This is a genomic window from Capnocytophaga sp. oral taxon 329 str. F0087, from assembly GCF_000213295.2.
In the GTDB taxonomy this organism is placed as follows: Bacteria; Bacteroidota; Bacteroidia; order Flavobacteriales; family Flavobacteriaceae; genus Capnocytophaga; species Capnocytophaga leadbetteri_A.
The window spans coordinates 1-17905 of the sequence record NZ_KN390007.1; the positions used below are offsets into that span (position 1 = coordinate 1).

Below are 17905 nucleotides of genomic sequence, written 5' to 3' on the forward strand. Positions count from 1 at the left end.
GTCAAATATGAGAAAAATGCCGCTTCTTACAGATTGTTTTTTAAAACGAATACCGCTTTTCCTCCCATTGTCGAATAAAAAATTTCAAAAAGACAACCTAAAAGCCGAAAATCGTGCGTATCGTGTCCAAACAAGCCGTAAAGCAGTATAAAACTCCTAAAATGCAACAAGATGAAAAAAGAACCCTGTATTGCAACCAAATTTGTGTCTCACGAAATAAGCCCCTTAGAACATCTGAAAGACTGCCAAGTCTATCAGCTCCGTGTAAAACTCAATAGTGGTGAGAAACTCACCCGAACAGAGAAAAATTGGATTACTCAAGCGGTCAATAGTAACTGCTTTTTTAGAAATGCTATCCCCTTATTGGGCTACCGATTTGATTTTTCCGATGTGCTGAAAAAGTTCATCGTAAAGCAGTATAATACTTGGTATGAATACTATGCTATCGACCGCACCAGCCTCCGTGCCTATCTTTATGGGCGCATAGACCAAATAGTAGAAATTTAGTAACCTAATAACAAACAGAACGCTTATGAATATCGTAGGAAGACTTACCGAAAATGCACAAGTGCAAACCCTATCAAATGGCAAACAAGTCGTTAATTTCTCTGTAGCAGTGAACGACAATTACCGAAACAAAGCAGGTGAAAACGTACAACAAACCTCCTTTTTTGACTGTGCTTATTGGCTCAGTACGGGGGTTGCTCCGTACCTTACCAAAGGCACATTGGTTGAATTGGAAGGACGAGTATCGGCAAGAGCGTGGCTCAATCGTGAGGGAGAACCTCAAGCAGGCTTGAACTTTCACACCTCCAAAATCAAATTCCACTTTAGCAAGAAAGCAGAAGTAACACCTAATACCTCTGCAAGTGAGACAAATAACGCAAATGCCATAACACCTTTGCCAAAGCCCCAAGTCACAGCAGAGCAAGTAGCAGAGGAAGACGAGGACGATTTGCCTTTCTAAATGTATAACCCTTTAAAATTGAACGAAAAATGAATATCAGCAAAACACCTACAACACACCTTTTGGTGCGTGCCTATACCAATAGCGAATGGGATAGTTGCGACTTTGCCCTTATCAGCCTTACCAAGCAATGGCTTGAGAAAGTGAAAAATGTAGCCCAACAAGTATCTACCCTAAAGAGCGACCCCGATTTTGTAAACCTTAGTTTCTATGAGGCAAGAACCGACTTTTATACCCTCAGCGATGAGGAACAGCCCGATTTATCCTTTTTGGAAGAACGTACTTGGGCTTTTGTGGAACTCACTGAGGAGGAATTAGCCTCTTTCAATACGCCTGAAAGTCGTTTAGAAATCTACCGAAGCGTATTTACCCGATACGATGATTTCTATATAAAAGCCTATGGAAAATACTCCTCCGATGAGTATTGGACGGACGACATTCGTTTTGATGAACTTTTTAAAAACTTTGAAAAATGATAATAACAGACCTCAATGGCGCACCTATAGAGGTAACCGACCTTGATAAAGCCTTAGCGCAAGCCGATAGCTTTAGAGGCTATAAGCATACTGACAATACCCACAAAGCGTTAGATAAGAAGCTAAAAGCCTATTGGCAGGACTTATATATTAAACTAAAGCAACTCAAAGAAGCCCAGAACTCAACCCTTAATAAAACCTAACAGCCTATGGAAAGCGTTTACTTAGTCTATAAAACCGATAGCTGGCACTATATGAGTAGCCGTGTCCTTATGCAAGTATGCACAAGCAAATACAAAGCAATCGAAGTGATAAAAGCCTATTGCAAGCGGTACAAGCTACCCTTTACCCAAGACGACCTAACCAACTTGCAATGGTACGACCAAACCCAATGTAGCAAAAGAAGCATTGAGTTTGAGATAGAACCCCAAGAAGTAGTTTAACCTAAAAGAGTATCCTAATGAACACACTCAAACAACCCCTAACAACCGACACCCAAGCCCTGTCCTATATAGGGATAATCATCCGAACTTTTGAGCCACTGCACTTTATGAACCTTAGTGACCAAGACCGAGAGGCAACCCTCAAAGCCCGACAAGCCTTAGAAGCTATCGTAAAGGCAAACGGCTACACAGTGAGTTATCGCACTGAAAACACTATTAAAAAAGCCCCTTAAAAGATAAGAATATAAAAACAGAAGTATCAATTTAAAAACGAAGTATCCAATGGAAACCCATTTTTTCAATCAAATTGCTCAGTTAGCCATACAAGGCAAACTGCACTTAGTCATAACTCAAGAAGCAAATAGCCAGCTTGTTGTATCGGTATTGCTTGAGAATGAACAATGTTCAGACCCTGCCAAGCACCTTTTGCCTCCCTTAGTACTTAGAGGTACAGCCGAAGAATTAGATGCAGGCTTTTTTCAAAGCATCACCCAACCCTTAGAAGAAACCTCCTCTCTGCTTGTAAATATGGAGCAGTACATCGAGGCGCAAAAGCAAGCCCAAAGGCAATCAGCTATGGAGAAAGAAAAAGCCGAGAAACAACAAAAGAAATACGAAGAGGCTATGAAAAAAGTAGCTGATTTAGAAGCACAGGGCAAGTACCGAGAAGCGTGGTCAAAACTACCTCCTCCCGATGAGTTCCCTAACTATGCCGATAAAATCCGCAAAAAAAGGTCAGAACTATCCACACACTTTGCCCCTACCTTGTTTGAAGAATAAGTATTAACCCCTAAAAAAGTATTGTTATGCTCATAGCTACCCAACTGAAAAGAATGTTTGTCTTTGAAGAAAACCGACAAACTATTCACCTTGCTGACCCTAATCCATCGTGGTCAGTAGAGCAAGTCAAGAATTTTTACAGCACCCATTACCCCCTGCTCACCAATGCCAAAGCAGGCACACCTTACGTAGAGGGAGACAGCATTGTCTATCCCCTACAAATCACAATGGGTACGAAAGGCTAAATCTCTACTAATTCTAAAGCTATGAGCCTTGTAAAACAGCTTAAAACAAGGCTTATAGCTAAAATTAAAAACGTTATCAAAAACTAAAAACAAGCTAAAAATGTATGCAACAGCAACCCCAACAAAACCTCGCACCTATACAAAGCGAAGCACAGAGAGAACTCTACCGCAGGTTAAGAGAGTTTTCCAAAGCAGTCCAACGCTCCAAAGACCGCTCACAGATACGTCAAGAACAGCAACAAGTAGCCCCGAAAACTCTTTTGCCAATGGTTTTTTAAAGACGACCTTTCCTCCTAAAGTGTATCACTCAAGCAAGCACATCATTTTTAGTGGAGAGGAGCAAGCACAGCTAAAAACCACTCTCAAGTGTTCCCTCGCTCAAATGGCAGACCATTACGGCTTTACTCCCTTTCCCATAGAGCAGTACGACCTTTCTTGCGGGATTGCCTTAGCCCTTTCTTACAGCCAAGAGCAAATCAAAAAGAGAGATACCAAAGGTACTTTCTGTGAACTAAAAGTATTGAAAGCCCCCAATAGCGATGCTTTTTTCTCTTGCGAAGAACGTTTTTATTTGCCCAACGAAGTGTTTTTTGTCCCTCTGCAACCGCTTTATAGACTTCTGAAAGTACATAAAAACAAACCACTTTATGAACTATTTTTATCGGTATATGCCTACCTAAACCAACGTGCTTTTATAGCAAACTATGTACAAGAAGATTGTTTTGTGGCTTATGCCTATGAAATGTTGCAAGATTGTATTAGCCAAGACTATGAAGAAATAGCAGAAAGAGACCACCTCCTGCACCTTTTAAAGCAGGCACAACAAATAGGTACTATTCTTTCCAAAAAGATACGCAACCCTTGCCATTTAGACTTTTTTCAAAGGCGTATAGACCGCTTTATTCCTAAGAATGATTTAGAAGCCGAATGCCTTGCCCTCTCACAAGCCTTTTATACCTTGTGGCAGGATTTTCCTAACCACTCTATCTATACCCATTTGCACATAGCAGAGGACTATGAGCAAGGTGAAGAGGAACTTTTTGAGGTAGAGAAATACCTATCTTTTGTCTATGAAGACCAAAGCGACCTATTCCATACCTATCTTTTAGATTGGCTCAATGGAGAATACTCCCAATGTAGTGAGATAGAACTCCCTACCATTTACAAACATTTCAACAGCACAACACCCCTTGCTAACTTTGATTTTGAACAGCGTTTCTTTCCTCTCTTAACCAAACTTATAACCCTTTTAAACCGCATTTAAAATGAAATACACAGACCTCACCCCAGAAGTAGGGGAAGTATATCGCCCTACATCAGCACTTGTTTTTTACGAAGATAGTAACCGCTACAACCCACAGAGTTATGTAGAGTACTTACACCTTGATAGCAATGGTAACCCTACAAGCGCACAACCGCTTACCCTCGACCAAGCGCAAGCACTTGCCAAAACGCTCACCTGCCAAAAAGAGCAAGTACAAGCCTTTCTAATCCCTAAAGGTATTATCCCCCGCAGGGTGCTCCATCTATCCCATAAAGGCGAGGGGCAGGCTGTTTGGTACTCTAAAGCACAAAAAAAGCAGTTGTTTTTTGCTTCCTCCCTTGCTATAGAAAACAAAGAAGTAAGTCTACCTCCTCTATTGTGGAAAGCTACCCCCAAGAGCCTTTGGATATATGCCTTAGCCAAAAACCAAAAGCCACACCTTAATACATCTCTGTGCTATGCGCCTTTTTTCAACGTTTATGAAAATGGTAATGTGTGTATGGGGTCAGTGCAGGTAAATGAGCGTAAAGCCTCTTGCTTAGAAGACTTTATCACCCAATGGGAAGATTATTTTTTCAACAGCTATTTTTCTCATCAATTAGGCTCATACCCTATAACCAAAATACCCTTAATAACCCTTTGGCAAGAACTCACTCAAAGTAATAAGTCTTTTCCTTGCGAACTGCTCAATCCCAATCACCTCACCTTACAACAAATTCTATAACAATGAAACAAACCCTAAACACCTCAAACACCCTCAACCCTTTCATCACCTCAGTCCAAGCACACAAAGAGCGGGTACATTTTACTGATACAGCTTTACTCAATGCTACCAATCCTATTAAAGTACATCTGATAGGAGCAGGAGGCACAGGCTCGCAAGTAGCCACTGCTTTAGCACGTATCAACCACGCTTTGGTTGCTTTAGGACACGTAGGGTTATCGGTAACCCTTTGGGATAACGACCTTGTAAGTCCTGCCAATCTCGGCAGACAACTCTTTTCAGCTTGTGAGTTAGGAATGTACAAATCCACTGCTCTAATAAGCCGTATCAATCGCTTTTTTGGTATAGATTGGAGAGCGCAAACACAGCTATTCAGCACTGAGACCTTTCTCTCTGATGAAGAAACAATGAGAGGAAGCATTTACCTTTCGTGTGTAGATAGTGCAAAGGCACGCTTTGACATTGGAGAGGTGCTCACCCATTTAGAACGAGCCCATCACTACCACAACAACCCTAAGTATTGGTTAGATTTTGGCAACAGCACCCATTCAGGGCAAGTGATTTTAGGTACTTTACAAGCCATTGAGCAACCTCATAGTGATACCTTTATCCCTATAGACACCCTGCCTACTATTACACAAGCCTTTGGAGAACTATTAACGCAAGCCGAGCAGAATGACAATACCCCAAGTTGCTCCCTTGCCGAAGCCTTAACCAAGCAAGATTTGTTCATCAACGCCACCCTTTCACAAATGGGAAGCACCCTACTTTGGAACTTGTTCAGAGAAGGACTCACTCCTTACAGAGGTTTTTTCCTCAACCTCAAAGACTTTCGTACACAACCCTTATTGGTTTAATCCTTAATAAAAACACCTCTTAGAGTATTTCTAAGAGGTGTTTTTTATGATTGCTTATCTGTGTTACTGACTGCCTGTCGTGGCTTAAACTGCCTGCTGGTGCTACCAGCCTTCTTTTCTTTGAGAAAGAAAAGAAGCAAAAGAAAGACCTTACAGATAGATTTTTTGTTAGTTTAGGATAAAGAGAAGCCTTATAAGAAAGCCATTAAAGATAAAAAGAGGAGCTATTTCTTATAGTTAGCCTCCAAAATCTTTAGAATATCACTTTGTTTAAAGAGAATTTTACCACCAATTTGGATATAAGGGAATAGTCCATCATCACGGTATTGCTGTAGGGTTCTTTTGGTGATATGCAGCAGCTCACAGACTTCTTTTCCTGATAAGAATATCTCGCCCTCAAATACAGGTCGGAAGTTTTTAAGGATAAAGTCCATTTGTTCTTTTAGGTTCTCAAGCTGACTAAGGTAAGAGCCTAGTTCCTGGTGTGTTTCTGTGAGCAAGTTCATCGGGTTTGAAGGTTAGAGGTTAAAAGCTGTTCTACATCACTACGCTTAAAATAGTTCTTGCGGTGGATGCACGAGAAAGGCAAGAGTTTTTGGTCTTTATAATACTGCAGAGCACGCTTGCTAATGCCTAAAAGCAAACAAACCTCCTGAGAGTCCAACCACTTTTCTTTTTGCCAAATACCTTTGTAAGTATCCATTACCACTTGCAGAGAATTGTTGAGTTGCTGTACGTCTTTCTGTATCTGTTCAAAAACAGATTTTTCTATAACTACTACTTCCATTTGCATTATTTTGCGCAAAGGTAAAACAAAACAAGCCCACTTTTAGAAGTAGGCTTGTTTTGGAAGAGAAAGGAGGATTTTGGCTTTTACAAAGGTTCTAAATCAGATAATTTATTTTCAGTTCCTAATTCTTCAAATTCATTATTAATATTTATTTGAATAATTTTTCTATCCAATTTAAATTTTATATGCCCCAGAAAAAGTAATCCCAATAGGATTTGTAATTCATTTTCTTTCTGATAATAGTTTATATCATCAATCCATTTTTCTTTTATAGCTTCATTTTCTGGAAGATTGATATCTATTACTGTACCATATATATTCCATTCGTCACTAATCTTTTTTATTTGTGGTTCTTGCTTAACTTCTTTAGAAATATCTGCTATTTCTATATTAGGTAAATTAGATTTTTCTAAAATGAAAATAGTGTTTCTAAGGTCTGTTGCAGGTAAAGGAATCACTTTTTCTTTATACTGACTATTGTTTAATTTTTGGGAAGTATCATATCCAGCATTAAATATTATTATTACAATATCTTCTTCTTTATCATTAATAATTCTACCTATTCCCTCCAATAAATTATTGTTGTTTAACAAATAACTTTTAGTCTCTGCTCCTAAGAAACTATTGGGAATATATTTTTTAATTGAATACCTTGAAATAATATTAGCTAAATTACTATCATAATTCATACAAGGAATATCATCATCAACAAAACAAGATTTATTAAATAATACACTTTCTCCTGAGAAAGTAACCTTAAAATCAGTATCAAAATCTTCTGGATTATTAATTGGGAGATACTCTTCCAAACAATTCCCTAAGATTTCTTTAGATGATGCATAAAATTGTTCTATTTTCTTTTGAGATAATTCGGCTCTTTCCTTTCTATCTGATATATGTTCGTCAATAGATTGTTCAAGTTCAATTATAAATTTATCTATTTCAGAATATTTTAATTCGTAAGTATTCCACAACTCAAGTTGTTCTAAGGCTTCTTTATCTTCTAAAACCTTATTCAAACAGAACTTAAAATAAGTAATTGATTCTTTCCAATTATACAATTCCATTAAAGGTAAATCATTTAAATATGGTTGATTTGTAGTATTAGAATAGTATAGAGTTTTTAGTAATTTATATTGCCTAATAAACAATACACATAAATAACTACAAATCCAAAAAACAACTTGTCTATTTGTCCCTGCACTATCCAAATTTGGAAATTGATATCTATCATTACCTATAAAGAATTTGGGGATTTGTTTGTTTTCATTCCTAAAAAATTCTATCCAATCAAATATATCTCTCATTTTATAGGGTAAAAGCTTATAATCAGGAGGAGATTGTTGAGAATAAGAAAATATATATTTTAAAGCCTCATAATTCTTAGAATAGAGCAATAAACCTCCTACTGCATAATGAAATTCTAAGAATCTTTTACGTTCTTGTTCTCTTTCTTTAAATTCTTTTTTGTTAGACTTGTCAAAATTCAAGACAATTTCTTTTAGCTCCATCCAAAAATATTGATTAGAATGTGCCCAAAACTTACTTATGAAATCGCTTTTATTTCTCATTAATATCACATTATACCATAGACTATTATAAGTATCTTCTGATATTTTGATATTTTGAAAATCATTAGGAATTAATAATCCCCCGTTAATAGCACTATACCTAAGAGGTAAGTCCTTATAATTATTTTCGACACACTCATCAATTATACGACTAATCAATCCATAAAACTCTTTATCATAGTTTAATTCTTTATCTGTATTGTTATATTTCTCTCTATGCTTAGAATAAAAATTTAATATTTTACTTTTAATCAATCCATAAAAATTTAATATTTTACTTTTAGTCAATATCTCATAGTTTAATTCTTTATCAGTATTGTTATATTCCTTTCTATACTTGATAACATAGTTAAAATAGAAATCTAATAATTTCGTTTGCAAATCAATGTCTTTTGTATTAACAGCATATATAGCTATATCATTAATAGACATAAAAGTATATTCTTTAGTTTTTCCGTTGGAATTTTCATATCTTTTAATGATATAATCAAGTAAGCTATCTATATTGCTATTATATATAGAAATCTTTTTTATCCATTTGAAAAAGATAAATAGTAATAAAGCAGTTACTAAAGAAACTAATATGTTTGCAGAATTATTAATAAACCAATTATCCCAACCAAATAAAGGTTCAAATTTAAATATAAGAAAGAATAGAAGAAATAAAGAAAGGTACAATATCCATTGAAAAGAATTTTGATTAAAAAATCTCTCTTGTTTAAATAAAGCTATAATGTATTTTGAATGATACTTTTCTCCTATATTAGATATGTTGTTTAGAATTATAGGATATGCTGTTCCTAACAATATGATTATTAAAGGAACACAAATTTCTACAATGTTATTTACTGAGGGTTGCATCTTATTTTGTTTTATTTAAGACTGCAAAGCTACAAAAAAAATCCCGAATTAACGGGATTTTTCTTTTTATTCTTTCTTCACATTAAACTCAAAATCCAGTTTTTGTTCATTGCCGAAGGAGTCACTTATCCAAACGGAGAAAGACTGGTTAGCTTCTGAGGCTGAAGTGTAGTAAAGCCTAAACGCTCCTTTGGAGGTAAGAGGATAGATATCATTAACAAGTAAGACTTCTCCTTGTGAGGTGGTACGCAAACTACCTTTTCCCTCATACTGAAAGTAACGAATAAAATAGCGGTTCTCATCGTACTGGTAAGGAGAACGCAACTCACAACGTATTTCTACGGTATCGGTTTTACCTATGTTTTTAGGCACAGGCAATACCTTTACCTCAAAAGGAAAGTTTTGTTGTACGTCTAACTCTTTTTTACAAGAGGTGAATAGGGTCACACATAGCATTGCAATGAGTCCTATTACAATTTTCTGATTTATTTTCTTCATCGTATTGTCTTTTTAAAGGTTAAAACATATAACGCAGTCCTACAGTAGCACAGGGGCGCAGTAGCTCAAAGGAACTTCCCCACAAAGCCGCTACCTTGCCAGAGCAAAGTACTAAAAAATGATCACTTAGGTAAGTCTCTATCTGCAAGCCAATTTGTGCGCCATAGAGAAAATGGTTTTCATTCTTTATCAAAGCTCCATCAGGAAGGAGGCTTTTGCTATGATTGACTACCTCATAGCCCAAAAGAGCTTCTGCTCCCAAGTTCAAAGCCACCGTTTTACTGCTGTCACTGACTAAGGCAAAGCTATAGCCTCCTGCACCTATATACCTCTCAACGGGTATATTCAGACTCTTGTAAGGGTACAATCGCCTTTGATATTCAAGAGCAAAATGCTTGTAGTTACCCCTTTTAGCATTGATACTATAGCCCAACTGCACCCCAAAATCATCAGAAAAAGAGGAAGTAAAAGCCTCTGCAGGTGCAACCCAAGAGAGCGAGATACCTTTTTGCTTGGGTAACAATCGCTGTGCCTGGGCAATGAAGCCTCCTAAAAAGCACAGACAAATACAAGTGATAATTCTTAACATTGGCATTAGAATTTAAGGTTAAACTGTTCAATAGGGCGAGCGGCTATAATCTCCTCGTTGGTGATAAGGAACGATTGGTAACGAGAGCCGTTCTTTTCAAAGATTTCTACCCGCAAAACCTTGTCATCAGAGAGGGTGAGTTGGTCTAACATATACACCGAGCGAGCTTCTTTATGAGCCTTTAGTAGGGATATAGGTTGGTATACGCGCAAGGGCTCAATGGGCACTTCTTGTACAATGCTCTTTTTGGTGGTCTTCTTATCAATGATTTTAAAAGTGATAAAATCTACTTCAAAAGGCAGGTTAGAACGATTGGACAATTGCACATCTACATAGAGTTTGCTATTGTGTACATAGATGCCTTTTAGTAGCCACTGTATACCTGCATTCTCCGAACCTATATGCTTGATATAATTCTTCTTCTGATGGTAGATAGACGACATAATAATCTGTGCCACCGCAGGTGATTCCCAGCCTGTATCAGAGAAGAGAATATCCGATTTCACATTGTTGCCTTGGGGCATTCCTCTGCCAAAATCAATGGTAAGAGGTTGTGGCGTGGTGTGATAACTCACCTCAAAGCTATAAAAGCCTCCGTCTTGAGTGATGACCGATAGGTTGGTGCTATCGGTAAAGTCTGTTTTAGCTGCCTTTACCCTTAGTACATTCTCGGCATCTTTCACCTTGTCGGCTACTAAGTTTTCGCTTCCCAAATCCACATAGCGGATAGAAGCAGGAAAGATAAGATGGGTTGTTTGATCATAAGCCACCTGCAAAGGATAAGGCACTACCTTTCCTGATTGTGCTAAAAGTTCCTTTTTCTCAGTACTGAGAGTTGTGTTTTCCTTTGCCTCATTTTGGGCTTGCACGGTAACAGTAAGCATTGTTACCGATAAAAATAAGTGTAATTTACGCATAAATAAAATGATATTAAGTGTGTTTAATAGGTTGAAAAATAAATAATTGTGTTGTTTTGTGCTTTGTGCTTTGTTGTGTGTTTATGAGTTTGTCTGAAAGGCTATTTCTTAGAGATGAGTAGGAGCTGATAACCTGCTTTAACCCTTATGGAAGGCTGTGCAATCTTTTTAGAAAGATAGGACGTACCTCCTTGCACGACCCCTTTGCTCAGCTCAGAAACAATTTGGTCTTTGGCGGAAGAGCTAAAGGTAAAGCTACTCCCTGAACTTTTGCTCATTCCTGCTGCTATTTCTCTAAAGGCATTGGCATCGGAAGAAGCGGGCAGGTATAACCCTTGTTGCCCATCGATATCGTAGGCAGCTATAGAGACAGGAATCACTTTGCCCTTGTATTCTAAGGATTTTACGGTGAGTAACAATCTATCACCACTCACTTTAGCAGAGGCTGTAAGCAGCTCTCCTTTGGGAATAAGTATGCCTGCTACTCGTATAGGTTCTAAGAGTCTTAGCTGCACCCTTGAGTTTTCTCCTAATAGCTGCTCGATATGTGTACAAGCGCGAATGCTATTCTTTAGGATACTACCTTGTGGCTTAAAGCTCTCGCCATTGAAAAAAGTGGTCTGTTGCTCCTTTACCCATTCTTGCAGAGCCTCCTTCTCGGACTGCTTGCGGGGCAAACGACTGACGACCTTTTCCTCTGGGGTATAGACAGGAGCGATGTTTTTACTCTGTTCTGCATTGTCAGCTTCGCTACTATTGTTCCCCTCGCCCTCTTGTGAGCCTGCGCCCCCTATCATTGAAGGGTTTTGTTGTCCTTTAGGCAAATATCTTGAAGCCATTTCATAAGACTTTTCCATCAATGCCATTTGGGCATCTACAGAGGTAGGATCTTGCTTGTTGGAGAGTTGAGACTTGAGTGAGGCTATCTCTTCTTTGAGTCTTTGTTGCTCCTCGTAAGCACTATTGTCTTGGTAGAAACTGCCTAAAGTCTGGTGAATATCGCGATAAGACTGAGCAGAACGCTCAAAGGCATTAGGGGTAGCCTTGCGATAACGCGGAGTGGGTTCTTCTTCCTCCTCGATAGCTTCGGGATATTCCTCACCTTCGTCTTCCTGCCAATAATCAGACAGCGCATTGAGAGAGGCTTTTTTATCAGCTTCTTTTTCTTCTAAGAGGGCTTCTTCGTAGGCTTTTTCCTTATCAGAAGGCAAGAGGGTTTCGGTAGCTTGTGGTATTGCCTCATTGATACCTACTTGTGTTTGCTCTTGCTCACTTCCGCCACCAAAGAGTAGATACATACAAGCGAGGAAGATTATCCCCATTAGGGCATAGATGACAATTTTCTTGAGTTGTTGTTTTTTAGCAAGGGCTTTTTCCTCATTGCGCTCTTGGAGGGCTTTTTCCTCTTCTTCACTGACTAAGAAACTCGGTGTAGAAGAAGGAGCGTTAGCCTTATCTGAGGCAGGGGTATTACCGTTTTGCTCTGGAAGGGGTGTGTTCTTTTCCATTATTAAGTTGTTTAAAAATTAACGAATCCTTTTTTGGGGTATTTCCCTCTGTAGGTACAATAGCCTTGTTGTCAATATGCTGTATGGCAGGGGCTTCGCCTTGGTGGTACTCTTGGTAAGCGTGCCATAGTATAAAAAGAGTAAGTAGCGAGTAGACAGCAAAGGCTAAGAGTACCAAGCGTTTTCTTTGTGAGGGTGAAAGCCCCTGACAATAGCTTTGGGTTTGCTTTTTTAGAGAATGTATCTCTCTTTGGATTTTGGCGATCATCTCTCTACGGTTCTAAGGTCTTTGTTTTCTATTACATTGAACTGTTCGATGATAAATCCTTGAGGGTTGTTATCAGAACGCACGGAGTTAATCAACCTGCAGGAGGTAATAAGACTCCTTTCGGTGATGTTGCTAGCACGGGTGATGAACTGCTTGGCAAAGGTTTCTACCTGATAAGGATAGCTATTAAAGTTACAGCGCACGCTATCGATGACTACCCGTTGGAGGATATTGCCAGAGATGATGCGGTTGTAATAGCCTTTTTCAGCCAAATCTTTATAGTAGTTAAAGGCAGATTTATCAGCCATAAAGAAGGCACGTTTGGTATTGTCTTCAATTGCTTTCTTATCGGGGGCTAAGTTGAAGAAGAGTTCGTGAAACCTGCGCACGTGTTCTTTAGCTTCGACAGGGCGATTGATTTTCTCATCTTGAGAGAGTGCCAACATTAGTGATTTACCATTGTCTAACACATAGATTTTCTCGCGCTGTTTCTCGGCAAAGTAATAGGCATAGCCTACAGCGAAGATACTCACACCTGAGCAGAGCACAGCAAAGGCTATGGCATACATACGGATTTGTTTGAATCCGTTTTCGATGTTTCTAAAGATTTTAAATTCCATTAATTTTAGTATTCAATTAGACTTGTTTTTTACTTCATTAACCTACCTGTAATATTACCTGAAAGAGAGCCAGCTCCTGCACCTGCTATATTACCTGCATTGGAGGTAGCTTGGTTTACATTTCTACCATAATTACCCATACCTCCTGCTTGTATAATCCAACCTGCTACAGTAGGAATGGTAAAATAGCCTATGATACCAATGACCATAAAGATAATGTAGGCTGTGTTGGTAGTATCAGGAATGAAACTTGGGTCGGAGAGTTGTTCGATGTCTCGTTGTAAGATAAGGGATTGGATACGTGCTAAAATAGCACTAAACAAATCGGATACAGGAAGCCATAGATAGACACTTACATAACGGGTAACCCATTGTAGTAAGGTAGATTGAAATCCATCCCATACCGAAATGGCAAAGGCTATAGGTCCTAAAATAGACATCACCACAAGAAAGAAAGTGCGTATGGTGTCAATCACTAAAGCGGCTGCTTGAAAGAGCATTTCGAGTAGCTCACGAAACCACGATCGGATACTTTGCTTGAGGTCATACATCCCTCTTTCTATGTACATTCCTGCCATTACAGCCATATCTTCGGGCATCCAACCTAATTCATCAATCTTTTTGTCAAACTCTTCATCTGAGACGAGATAGGCAGTTTCGGGGTTGCGCAGCTGTGCCTCTCGCTCTAATCGGTCTTTTTGCTCTTGTAGTTTGTGTAAATCGAGTGTTTGTCCTTCTAAGATACTGTGGGTACCTGTTACCACAGGGCTTAACACTGTATTCATTGTTCCTAACACCAGAGTAGGGAAAAATATCACACACAGCCCTATGGCAAAGGGACGGAGCAAGGGATACACATCCACAGGTTCGGCACGGGCTAAAGCTTGCCATATACGCATTGCCACATAGAACAGTGCCCCTAAGCCTGCCAAGCCTTTGGCTATGGCAGACATCTGAGCTGTTAGGGGCATCATCTCATCGTATAAAGTACGAAGTATTTGGTGTAGATTTTCCATTTATCAGTTTTTTACCAGTATTTGAGTTCTGTTCCATAGAGTGAGAGTACCTTTTGCGCATCGTTTTGCTTCTTAGCACGTAGGTAGCTTACCGAGATGTTTTTCTGGGTGTAGTAGCGTACTAAATTATAGTACTCTTTCACCTCCTTATGCACCTTGTCGATAATGTCCATACGCTCTTTGTCGTTCATAGAGAGTGAGGAGCTATTGACGATTTGTTGCAGGTCTTTGAGCAGCTTAGAACTTTCCCCCAAGAGCTTGGAGTAGCCATTGGCAATAGCAGACAACTCTTGAGAGGAGAAGTTAGGGTCTTGGCTCATCTTCTTGAAGTTGGTTACATACATCTTGGAAATGTCGCCCACCAGTAGCACCGTTTCTTGTACTTTGCGGGCATCTTTTACCAAGTTATTTACCTTTTTCAGAGCATCGTAATACTCCTTGCCTTGGTTATAGAGCTTTTCCACCTCTCGGAAGTTGTTGAGCATATTCTTAGCCGTCGAGGAGGTTTGCACTATCTGCTGAGTAGTGTTGATAATGCTCTGGGCAAAATTAGTCGGGTCAGTTACTACCCATTGTGCGCTTAGTTTGGGGCTTGCCAGCATAGCTATAGCAAAAAGCCCCGTTAATAACATTTTCTTCATTGACTTTAATTATTATGATTTACGTATGATTATTAGTTTATTACAGTCCATTAGCCATTTGTACGATGGCTTTTTCCAAATTGCCGTCTAACTTCTCGGAGAGTTCCATCACTTGGTGTTTTTCGCTCTCTTCAGTGGTGTAGGCAAAGTATTCTTCTCGACTTACCTCTGTGGCGTACACCGCAGAGTGTGTGCCTCCTAAGCCTATCCACACTTCTTTGTATTTGCGACGAGAGTCGTTGGAGAGATTGATGGATAGGATTTGCGACTTCTCTTTCTCGGTAAGTCCTAACATCGCTTGGATAGCATCGAACTTGTTCATATACTTACGCTGGTCGAGCAATATCTTGCAATCGGAGTTGTTGATGATAGATTCCTTCACGATAGGTGAATGGATAATATCATCTACCTCTTGGGTTACAATCACTGCCTCTCCAAAGAACTTACGCACGGTTTTGAATAGGTACTTGATGTACTCCGCCATTCCTTCTTTGGCAATCGCTTTCCACGCTTCTTCGATGAGAATCATCTTGCGAATACCCTTCAGGCGTCTCATCTTGTTGATAAACACCTCCATAATGATGATCGTAACCACAGGAAAGAGTATGGGGTGGTCTTTAATCGCATCAATTTCAAAGACAATAAAGCGTTTGGAGAGCAGGTCTAACTCCTTGTCAGAATTGAGCAGATAGTCGTATTCACCTCCTTTGTAATAAGGCTCTAACACATTGAGGAAGTTAGCCAAGTCAAAGTCCTTTTCTCTTACCTGCTTCTCTTGTAATATAGCTCGGTAGTCATTCTTGATATACTCATAAAAGCCATTGAAAGAGGGCGTGTGCGAGGGATTGTCTTTTACCAATTGTAGGTAAAGGTTCACTGCATTGGAAAGGGCTACCTCTTCCGCACGTGTAGGAGGTTCATTGTCTCGCTTCCAAAGGGTGAGTATCAGTGTTTTGATACTCTCTCGCTTTTCAATGTCAAACACCCCATCATCGGTGTAGAAAGGGTTAAAGGCAATGGGATTGTCCTCGGTATAAGTAAAGTAAATCCCATCCTTTCCTTTAGTCTTATGGTGAATAAGCTCACAAACTCCTTGGTAAGAGTTCCCTGTATCTACTAAAACGATATGTGTTCCTTGTTCGTAATATTGCCTTACTAAGTGGTTCGTGAAGAAGGATTTGCCACTCCCCGAAGGTCCTAAGACGAACTTATTACGGTTGGTGATAATCCCTTTTTTCATAGGCTCATCAGAGATATCCAAATGGATAGGCTTGCCTGTGAGCCTGTCGGCCATCTTAATGCCAAAAGGACTGGAAGAACTTTGATAGTTGGTCTCCTGAGTGAAAAAGCACAAGGCAGGTTCTATAAACGTGTAGAAAGTCTCTTCACTGGGGAAGTCGGCTGCATTGCCAGCTATACCTGCCCAATAGAGAGTTGCCGTATCAATGGTGTTATGGCGAGGCTTGCACTCCATTGACGCTAAAGCGCTACCCACATCGTTTTTAATGCTCCTAAGCTCTTGTGGGTTGTCCGACCAAGCCATCACATTAAAGTGCGCTCTGATAGAGGAAAGTCCATAAGAGTGTGCCTCATTGAGGTATTGCTCTATCCACTCTTTATTGATTTGGTTGCTACGGCTGTATCTTGAAAGCGAGTGCATATTGCGTGCTGATTTCTCAAACTGTCTGAGATTTTCATCGGAATTGTCCAAGAACAGATATTGGTTGTAAATATGGTTACAACTCAGTAGCAAGCCCACAGGAGCTGCAAAGGATAAACGGCAATCGCTCTTATCGGTAGAGAGTCGCTCGTAACGGCTATCGGCTTGTACCTTAGAAGGCAAGTCTTCTGTATCTGATAAGGTATGCACACAGAGTCTTTGGTTACCAATGCGCATTTGCTCGGCGGAGAGACATATATCTTGCAGGCTCTCTTTCTCATCGGTGGAAAGGCTGAGATACTGCTCAAAGAGTCCCTTTTTGTGGGGAGTGCCTATATAGTCCTCTGTTTTGAGCTGACGGAGCTTTATCAAGTTAGAGTCGTTTAAAATACGCTCTAACTGTGCTACCGCTTCCAAAAATTGGGTGGCGTGTTCTCGGTTGGTGAGCTCCTTAGGCAAGAAGTTTCCTTTGCAAAGGGAGGAAAAGTTGCTTTGGGCTCTCATTCGATTTTTAGTGGTTTGGGTGATAAATAGATAGCATCTGTGATTTAAGAACGGACGTTCGTTAAAATGCTTTTCGTACGAATGAGAGAGAAAACTCAGGTTCTCACCTTGTAGTTCAGGTTCGTATTGTTCCTTGATAAACCAGTCCTGTTTGTGGATAACGGTATACTGTGGCAATACTTTGATAGCCTTATGCCAAAGTGAGTGGAGTATCTCATAGTCCTCACCCGAAATGGTAAAGAGCTCTGGGAGCTGCACCTCGAAGCCGACGCTGATGTCGGCTTCTTTGGTGAGCAAACAGTCTTGTTCTATGGCAAGAATAGGAAACTTACTCTCTAAGGTGTTGATTTTAGAACTATTTCTCATTGAGGGTTGTTTTAGGTTTAGGGTAACGAATAAATTGGCGTGGCGATCTTTGGTGGCGTAGGTATTTGGGGTGGCGTTTGCGAGCTGCTTGTTTCATCAGGCCGTGTTCACCGTATTTTTGGTTTAGTGAAAAAGTCTGCCAAACCACAAGGCTGACCATACTAACGCCTACCCCCAAGCATACAAAAGAATTGATTCCTACCGTGTAGAGGATCATCACCAAGATAAGCACCGAGAGCAGTCCCCCTGCAAAGATGAAGAGGTACTGCGCTTTGAGTCCTTTGAACTCTACACTTCTGCCGATGCCTTTGTTGATAGAATAGCTGTTTTTTGTCTCCAT

At 39.7% G+C, this 17905-nt stretch carries 24 protein-coding genes; 11 read left to right on the forward strand and 13 right to left on the reverse strand.

The genetic code is table 11. The annotated features are described in order from the left end of the window. Window positions 1–171: 171 nt before the first annotated feature. The 11 genes from HMPREF9074_RS06565 to HMPREF9074_RS06615 all read left to right on the forward strand — a co-directional run bounded on the left by HMPREF9074_RS06565 (window position 172) and on the right by HMPREF9074_RS06615 (window position 5756). Window positions 172–507: a hypothetical protein gene (locus tag HMPREF9074_RS06565; protein WP_009389122.1), complete on the forward strand. Its 336-nt coding sequence runs from the start codon at window positions 172–174 to the stop codon at window positions 505–507. A gap of 25 nt (window positions 508–532) precedes the next feature. Further along, window positions 533–967, forward strand: coding sequence for a single-stranded DNA-binding protein (locus HMPREF9074_RS06570; RefSeq protein WP_009389121.1), 435 nt, complete (start codon window positions 533–535; stop codon window positions 965–967). Window positions 968–996: 29 nt separating this feature from the next. Continuing rightward, window positions 997–1443, forward strand: coding sequence for a hypothetical protein (locus tag HMPREF9074_RS06575; protein ID WP_009389120.1), 447 nt, complete (start codon window positions 997–999; stop codon window positions 1441–1443). Beyond that, the gene (locus HMPREF9074_RS06580; protein ID WP_009389119.1) at window positions 1440–1646 is read left to right on the forward strand and encodes a hypothetical protein; all 207 of its coding nucleotides are present in this window, start codon (window positions 1440–1442) and stop codon (window positions 1644–1646) included. The genes HMPREF9074_RS06575 and HMPREF9074_RS06580 overlap by 4 nt, the downstream gene beginning before the upstream one ends. Window positions 1647–1652: 6 nt before the next feature. Beyond that, window positions 1653–1886 (forward strand): hypothetical protein, encoded by a 234-nt coding sequence (locus tag HMPREF9074_RS06585; RefSeq protein WP_009389118.1) that lies wholly within the window; start codon window positions 1653–1655, stop codon window positions 1884–1886. Window positions 1887–1903: 17 nt separating this feature from the next. Next, window positions 1904–2119, forward strand: coding sequence for a hypothetical protein (locus tag HMPREF9074_RS06590; protein ID WP_009389117.1), 216 nt, complete (start codon window positions 1904–1906; stop codon window positions 2117–2119). Window positions 2120–2168: 49 nt separating this feature from the next. Further along, window positions 2169–2666, forward strand: a complete 498-nt coding sequence (locus HMPREF9074_RS06595; RefSeq protein ID WP_009389116.1) for a PRTRC system protein E — start codon at window positions 2169–2171, stop codon at window positions 2664–2666. Between the two features lie 26 nt (window positions 2667–2692). Continuing rightward, complete coding sequence (locus HMPREF9074_RS06600; RefSeq protein ID WP_009389114.1) at window positions 2693–2911, forward strand: PRTRC system protein C; 219 nt, start codon at window positions 2693–2695, stop codon at window positions 2909–2911. Between the two features lie 100 nt (window positions 2912–3011). Then, on the forward strand, window positions 3012–4175 hold the full coding sequence (locus tag HMPREF9074_RS06605) for a hypothetical protein (RefSeq protein ID WP_009389112.1): 1164 nt from the start codon (window positions 3012–3014) through the stop codon (window positions 4173–4175). Window position 4176: 1 nt separating this feature from the next. Next, complete coding sequence (locus HMPREF9074_RS06610) at window positions 4177–4899, forward strand: PRTRC system protein B (RefSeq protein WP_009389110.1); 723 nt, start codon at window positions 4177–4179, stop codon at window positions 4897–4899. Window positions 4900–4901: 2 nt separating this feature from the next. Then, entirely contained in the window at window positions 4902–5756 is an 855-nt protein-coding gene (locus HMPREF9074_RS06615; RefSeq protein ID WP_009389109.1) for a PRTRC system ThiF family protein, read from the forward strand. Window positions 5757–5980: 224 nt separating this feature from the next. Here HMPREF9074_RS06615 and HMPREF9074_RS06620 read toward each other — a convergent pair whose 3' ends face one another. The 13 genes from HMPREF9074_RS06620 to HMPREF9074_RS06680 all read right to left on the reverse strand — a co-directional run bounded on the left by HMPREF9074_RS06620 (window position 5981) and on the right by HMPREF9074_RS06680 (window position 17905). Continuing rightward, complete coding sequence (locus tag HMPREF9074_RS06620; RefSeq protein ID WP_009389104.1) at window positions 5981–6262, reverse strand: helix-turn-helix domain-containing protein; 282 nt, start codon at window positions 6260–6262, stop codon at window positions 5981–5983. Continuing rightward, window positions 6259–6543 (reverse strand): helix-turn-helix domain-containing protein, encoded by a 285-nt coding sequence (locus HMPREF9074_RS06625; RefSeq protein ID WP_016419923.1) that lies wholly within the window; start codon window positions 6541–6543, stop codon window positions 6259–6261. Before HMPREF9074_RS06625 ends, HMPREF9074_RS06620 begins: the two co-directional genes overlap by 4 nt. Window positions 6544–6629: 86 nt before the next feature. Beyond that, window positions 6630–8978, reverse strand: a complete 2349-nt coding sequence (locus tag HMPREF9074_RS06630) for a hypothetical protein (protein ID WP_009389101.1) — start codon at window positions 8976–8978, stop codon at window positions 6630–6632. A 66-nt stretch (window positions 8979–9044) separates the two neighbouring features. Then, entirely contained in the window at window positions 9045–9476 is a 432-nt protein-coding gene (locus HMPREF9074_RS06635) for a TraQ conjugal transfer family protein (protein ID WP_009389100.1), read from the reverse strand. 19 nt (window positions 9477–9495) lie between these two features. Then, window positions 9496–10065: a conjugal transfer protein TraO gene (locus HMPREF9074_RS06640; protein ID WP_231121908.1), complete on the reverse strand. Its 570-nt coding sequence runs from the start codon at window positions 10063–10065 to the stop codon at window positions 9496–9498. A 5-nt stretch (window positions 10066–10070) separates the two neighbouring features. Continuing rightward, a complete protein-coding gene (gene traN / locus HMPREF9074_RS06645) occupies window positions 10071–10982 on the reverse strand; it encodes a conjugative transposon protein TraN (protein ID WP_084063425.1) in 912 nt (303 codons plus the stop codon). A gap of 101 nt (window positions 10983–11083) precedes the next feature. Further along, entirely contained in the window at window positions 11084–12490 is a 1407-nt protein-coding gene (gene traM, locus HMPREF9074_RS06650; RefSeq protein ID WP_009389097.1) for a conjugative transposon protein TraM, read from the reverse strand. Then, on the reverse strand, window positions 12453–12758 hold the full coding sequence (locus HMPREF9074_RS06655; RefSeq protein WP_009389096.1) for a hypothetical protein: 306 nt from the start codon (window positions 12756–12758) through the stop codon (window positions 12453–12455). Before HMPREF9074_RS06655 ends, traM begins: the two co-directional genes overlap by 38 nt. Next, window positions 12755–13378: a conjugative transposon protein TraK gene (traK, locus tag HMPREF9074_RS06660; protein ID WP_009389087.1), complete on the reverse strand. Its 624-nt coding sequence runs from the start codon at window positions 13376–13378 to the stop codon at window positions 12755–12757. Before traK ends, HMPREF9074_RS06655 begins: the two co-directional genes overlap by 4 nt. Before the next feature lie 29 nt (window positions 13379–13407). Then, complete coding sequence (gene traJ, locus HMPREF9074_RS06665) at window positions 13408–14394, reverse strand: conjugative transposon protein TraJ (RefSeq protein ID WP_009389084.1); 987 nt, start codon at window positions 14392–14394, stop codon at window positions 13408–13410. An 11-nt stretch (window positions 14395–14405) separates the two neighbouring features. Then, window positions 14406–15035 carry a DUF4141 domain-containing protein gene (locus tag HMPREF9074_RS06670; RefSeq protein WP_009389083.1) on the reverse strand — a complete coding sequence of 210 codons (630 nt, stop codon included), beginning with the start codon at window positions 15033–15035 and terminating at the stop codon, window positions 14406–14408. Window positions 15036–15075: 40 nt separating this feature from the next. Next, a complete protein-coding gene (locus HMPREF9074_RS06675; protein WP_009389081.1) occupies window positions 15076–17565 on the reverse strand; it encodes a TraG family conjugative transposon ATPase in 2490 nt (829 codons plus the stop codon). Continuing rightward, complete coding sequence (locus HMPREF9074_RS06680) at window positions 17555–17905, reverse strand: DUF4133 domain-containing protein (RefSeq protein WP_009389079.1); 351 nt, start codon at window positions 17903–17905, stop codon at window positions 17555–17557. The genes HMPREF9074_RS06675 and HMPREF9074_RS06680 overlap by 11 nt, the downstream gene beginning before the upstream one ends.

Excerpts from the sequence above, each read along its gene's own strand:
- HMPREF9074_RS06575 (WP_009389120.1), top strand. The coding sequence starts at position 997 with ATGAATATCAGCAAAACACCTACAACACACCTTTTGGTGCGTGCCTAT.
- HMPREF9074_RS06640 (WP_231121908.1), bottom strand. The coding sequence starts at position 10,065 with ATGTTAAGAATTATCACTTGTATTTGTCTGTGCTTTTTAGGAGGCTTC.
- HMPREF9074_RS06680 (WP_009389079.1), bottom strand. The coding sequence starts at position 17,905 with ATGGAGACAAAAAACAGCTATTCTATCAACAAAGGCATCGGCAGAAGT.
- HMPREF9074_RS06595 (WP_009389116.1), top strand. The coding sequence starts at position 2,169 with ATGGAAACCCATTTTTTCAATCAAATTGCTCAGTTAGCCATACAAGGC.
- traJ (WP_009389084.1), bottom strand. The coding sequence starts at position 14,394 with ATGGAAAATCTACACCAAATACTTCGTACTTTATACGATGAGATGATG.
- HMPREF9074_RS06635 (WP_009389100.1), bottom strand. The coding sequence starts at position 9,476 with ATGAAGAAAATAAATCAGAAAATTGTAATAGGACTCATTGCAATGCTA.
- HMPREF9074_RS06565 (WP_009389122.1), top strand. The coding sequence starts at position 172 with ATGAAAAAAGAACCCTGTATTGCAACCAAATTTGTGTCTCACGAAATA.
- HMPREF9074_RS06620 (WP_009389104.1), bottom strand. The coding sequence starts at position 6,262 with ATGAACTTGCTCACAGAAACACACCAGGAACTAGGCTCTTACCTTAGT.
- traM (WP_009389097.1), bottom strand. The coding sequence starts at position 12,490 with ATGGAAAAGAACACACCCCTTCCAGAGCAAAACGGTAATACCCCTGCC.
- HMPREF9074_RS06625 (WP_016419923.1), bottom strand. The coding sequence starts at position 6,543 with ATGGAAGTAGTAGTTATAGAAAAATCTGTTTTTGAACAGATACAGAAA.
- traK (WP_009389087.1), bottom strand. The coding sequence starts at position 13,378 with ATGGAATTTAAAATCTTTAGAAACATCGAAAACGGATTCAAACAAATC.
- HMPREF9074_RS06675 (WP_009389081.1), bottom strand. The coding sequence starts at position 17,565 with ATGAGAAATAGTTCTAAAATCAACACCTTAGAGAGTAAGTTTCCTATT.
- HMPREF9074_RS06615 (WP_009389109.1), top strand. The coding sequence starts at position 4,902 with ATGAAACAAACCCTAAACACCTCAAACACCCTCAACCCTTTCATCACC.
- HMPREF9074_RS06590 (WP_009389117.1), top strand. The coding sequence starts at position 1,904 with ATGAACACACTCAAACAACCCCTAACAACCGACACCCAAGCCCTGTCC.
- HMPREF9074_RS06630 (WP_009389101.1), bottom strand. The coding sequence starts at position 8,978 with ATGCAACCCTCAGTAAATAACATTGTAGAAATTTGTGTTCCTTTAATA.
- HMPREF9074_RS06600 (WP_009389114.1), top strand. The coding sequence starts at position 2,693 with ATGCTCATAGCTACCCAACTGAAAAGAATGTTTGTCTTTGAAGAAAAC.
- HMPREF9074_RS06570 (WP_009389121.1), top strand. The coding sequence starts at position 533 with ATGAATATCGTAGGAAGACTTACCGAAAATGCACAAGTGCAAACCCTA.
- HMPREF9074_RS06670 (WP_009389083.1), bottom strand. The coding sequence starts at position 15,035 with ATGAAGAAAATGTTATTAACGGGGCTTTTTGCTATAGCTATGCTGGCA.
- HMPREF9074_RS06655 (WP_009389096.1), bottom strand. The coding sequence starts at position 12,758 with ATGATCGCCAAAATCCAAAGAGAGATACATTCTCTAAAAAAGCAAACC.
- HMPREF9074_RS06605 (WP_009389112.1), top strand. The coding sequence starts at position 3,012 with ATGTATGCAACAGCAACCCCAACAAAACCTCGCACCTATACAAAGCGA.
- HMPREF9074_RS06585 (WP_009389118.1), top strand. The coding sequence starts at position 1,653 with ATGGAAAGCGTTTACTTAGTCTATAAAACCGATAGCTGGCACTATATG.
- traN (WP_084063425.1), bottom strand. The coding sequence starts at position 10,982 with ATGCGTAAATTACACTTATTTTTATCGGTAACAATGCTTACTGTTACC.
- HMPREF9074_RS06610 (WP_009389110.1), top strand. The coding sequence starts at position 4,177 with ATGAAATACACAGACCTCACCCCAGAAGTAGGGGAAGTATATCGCCCT.
- HMPREF9074_RS06580 (WP_009389119.1), top strand. The coding sequence starts at position 1,440 with ATGATAATAACAGACCTCAATGGCGCACCTATAGAGGTAACCGACCTT.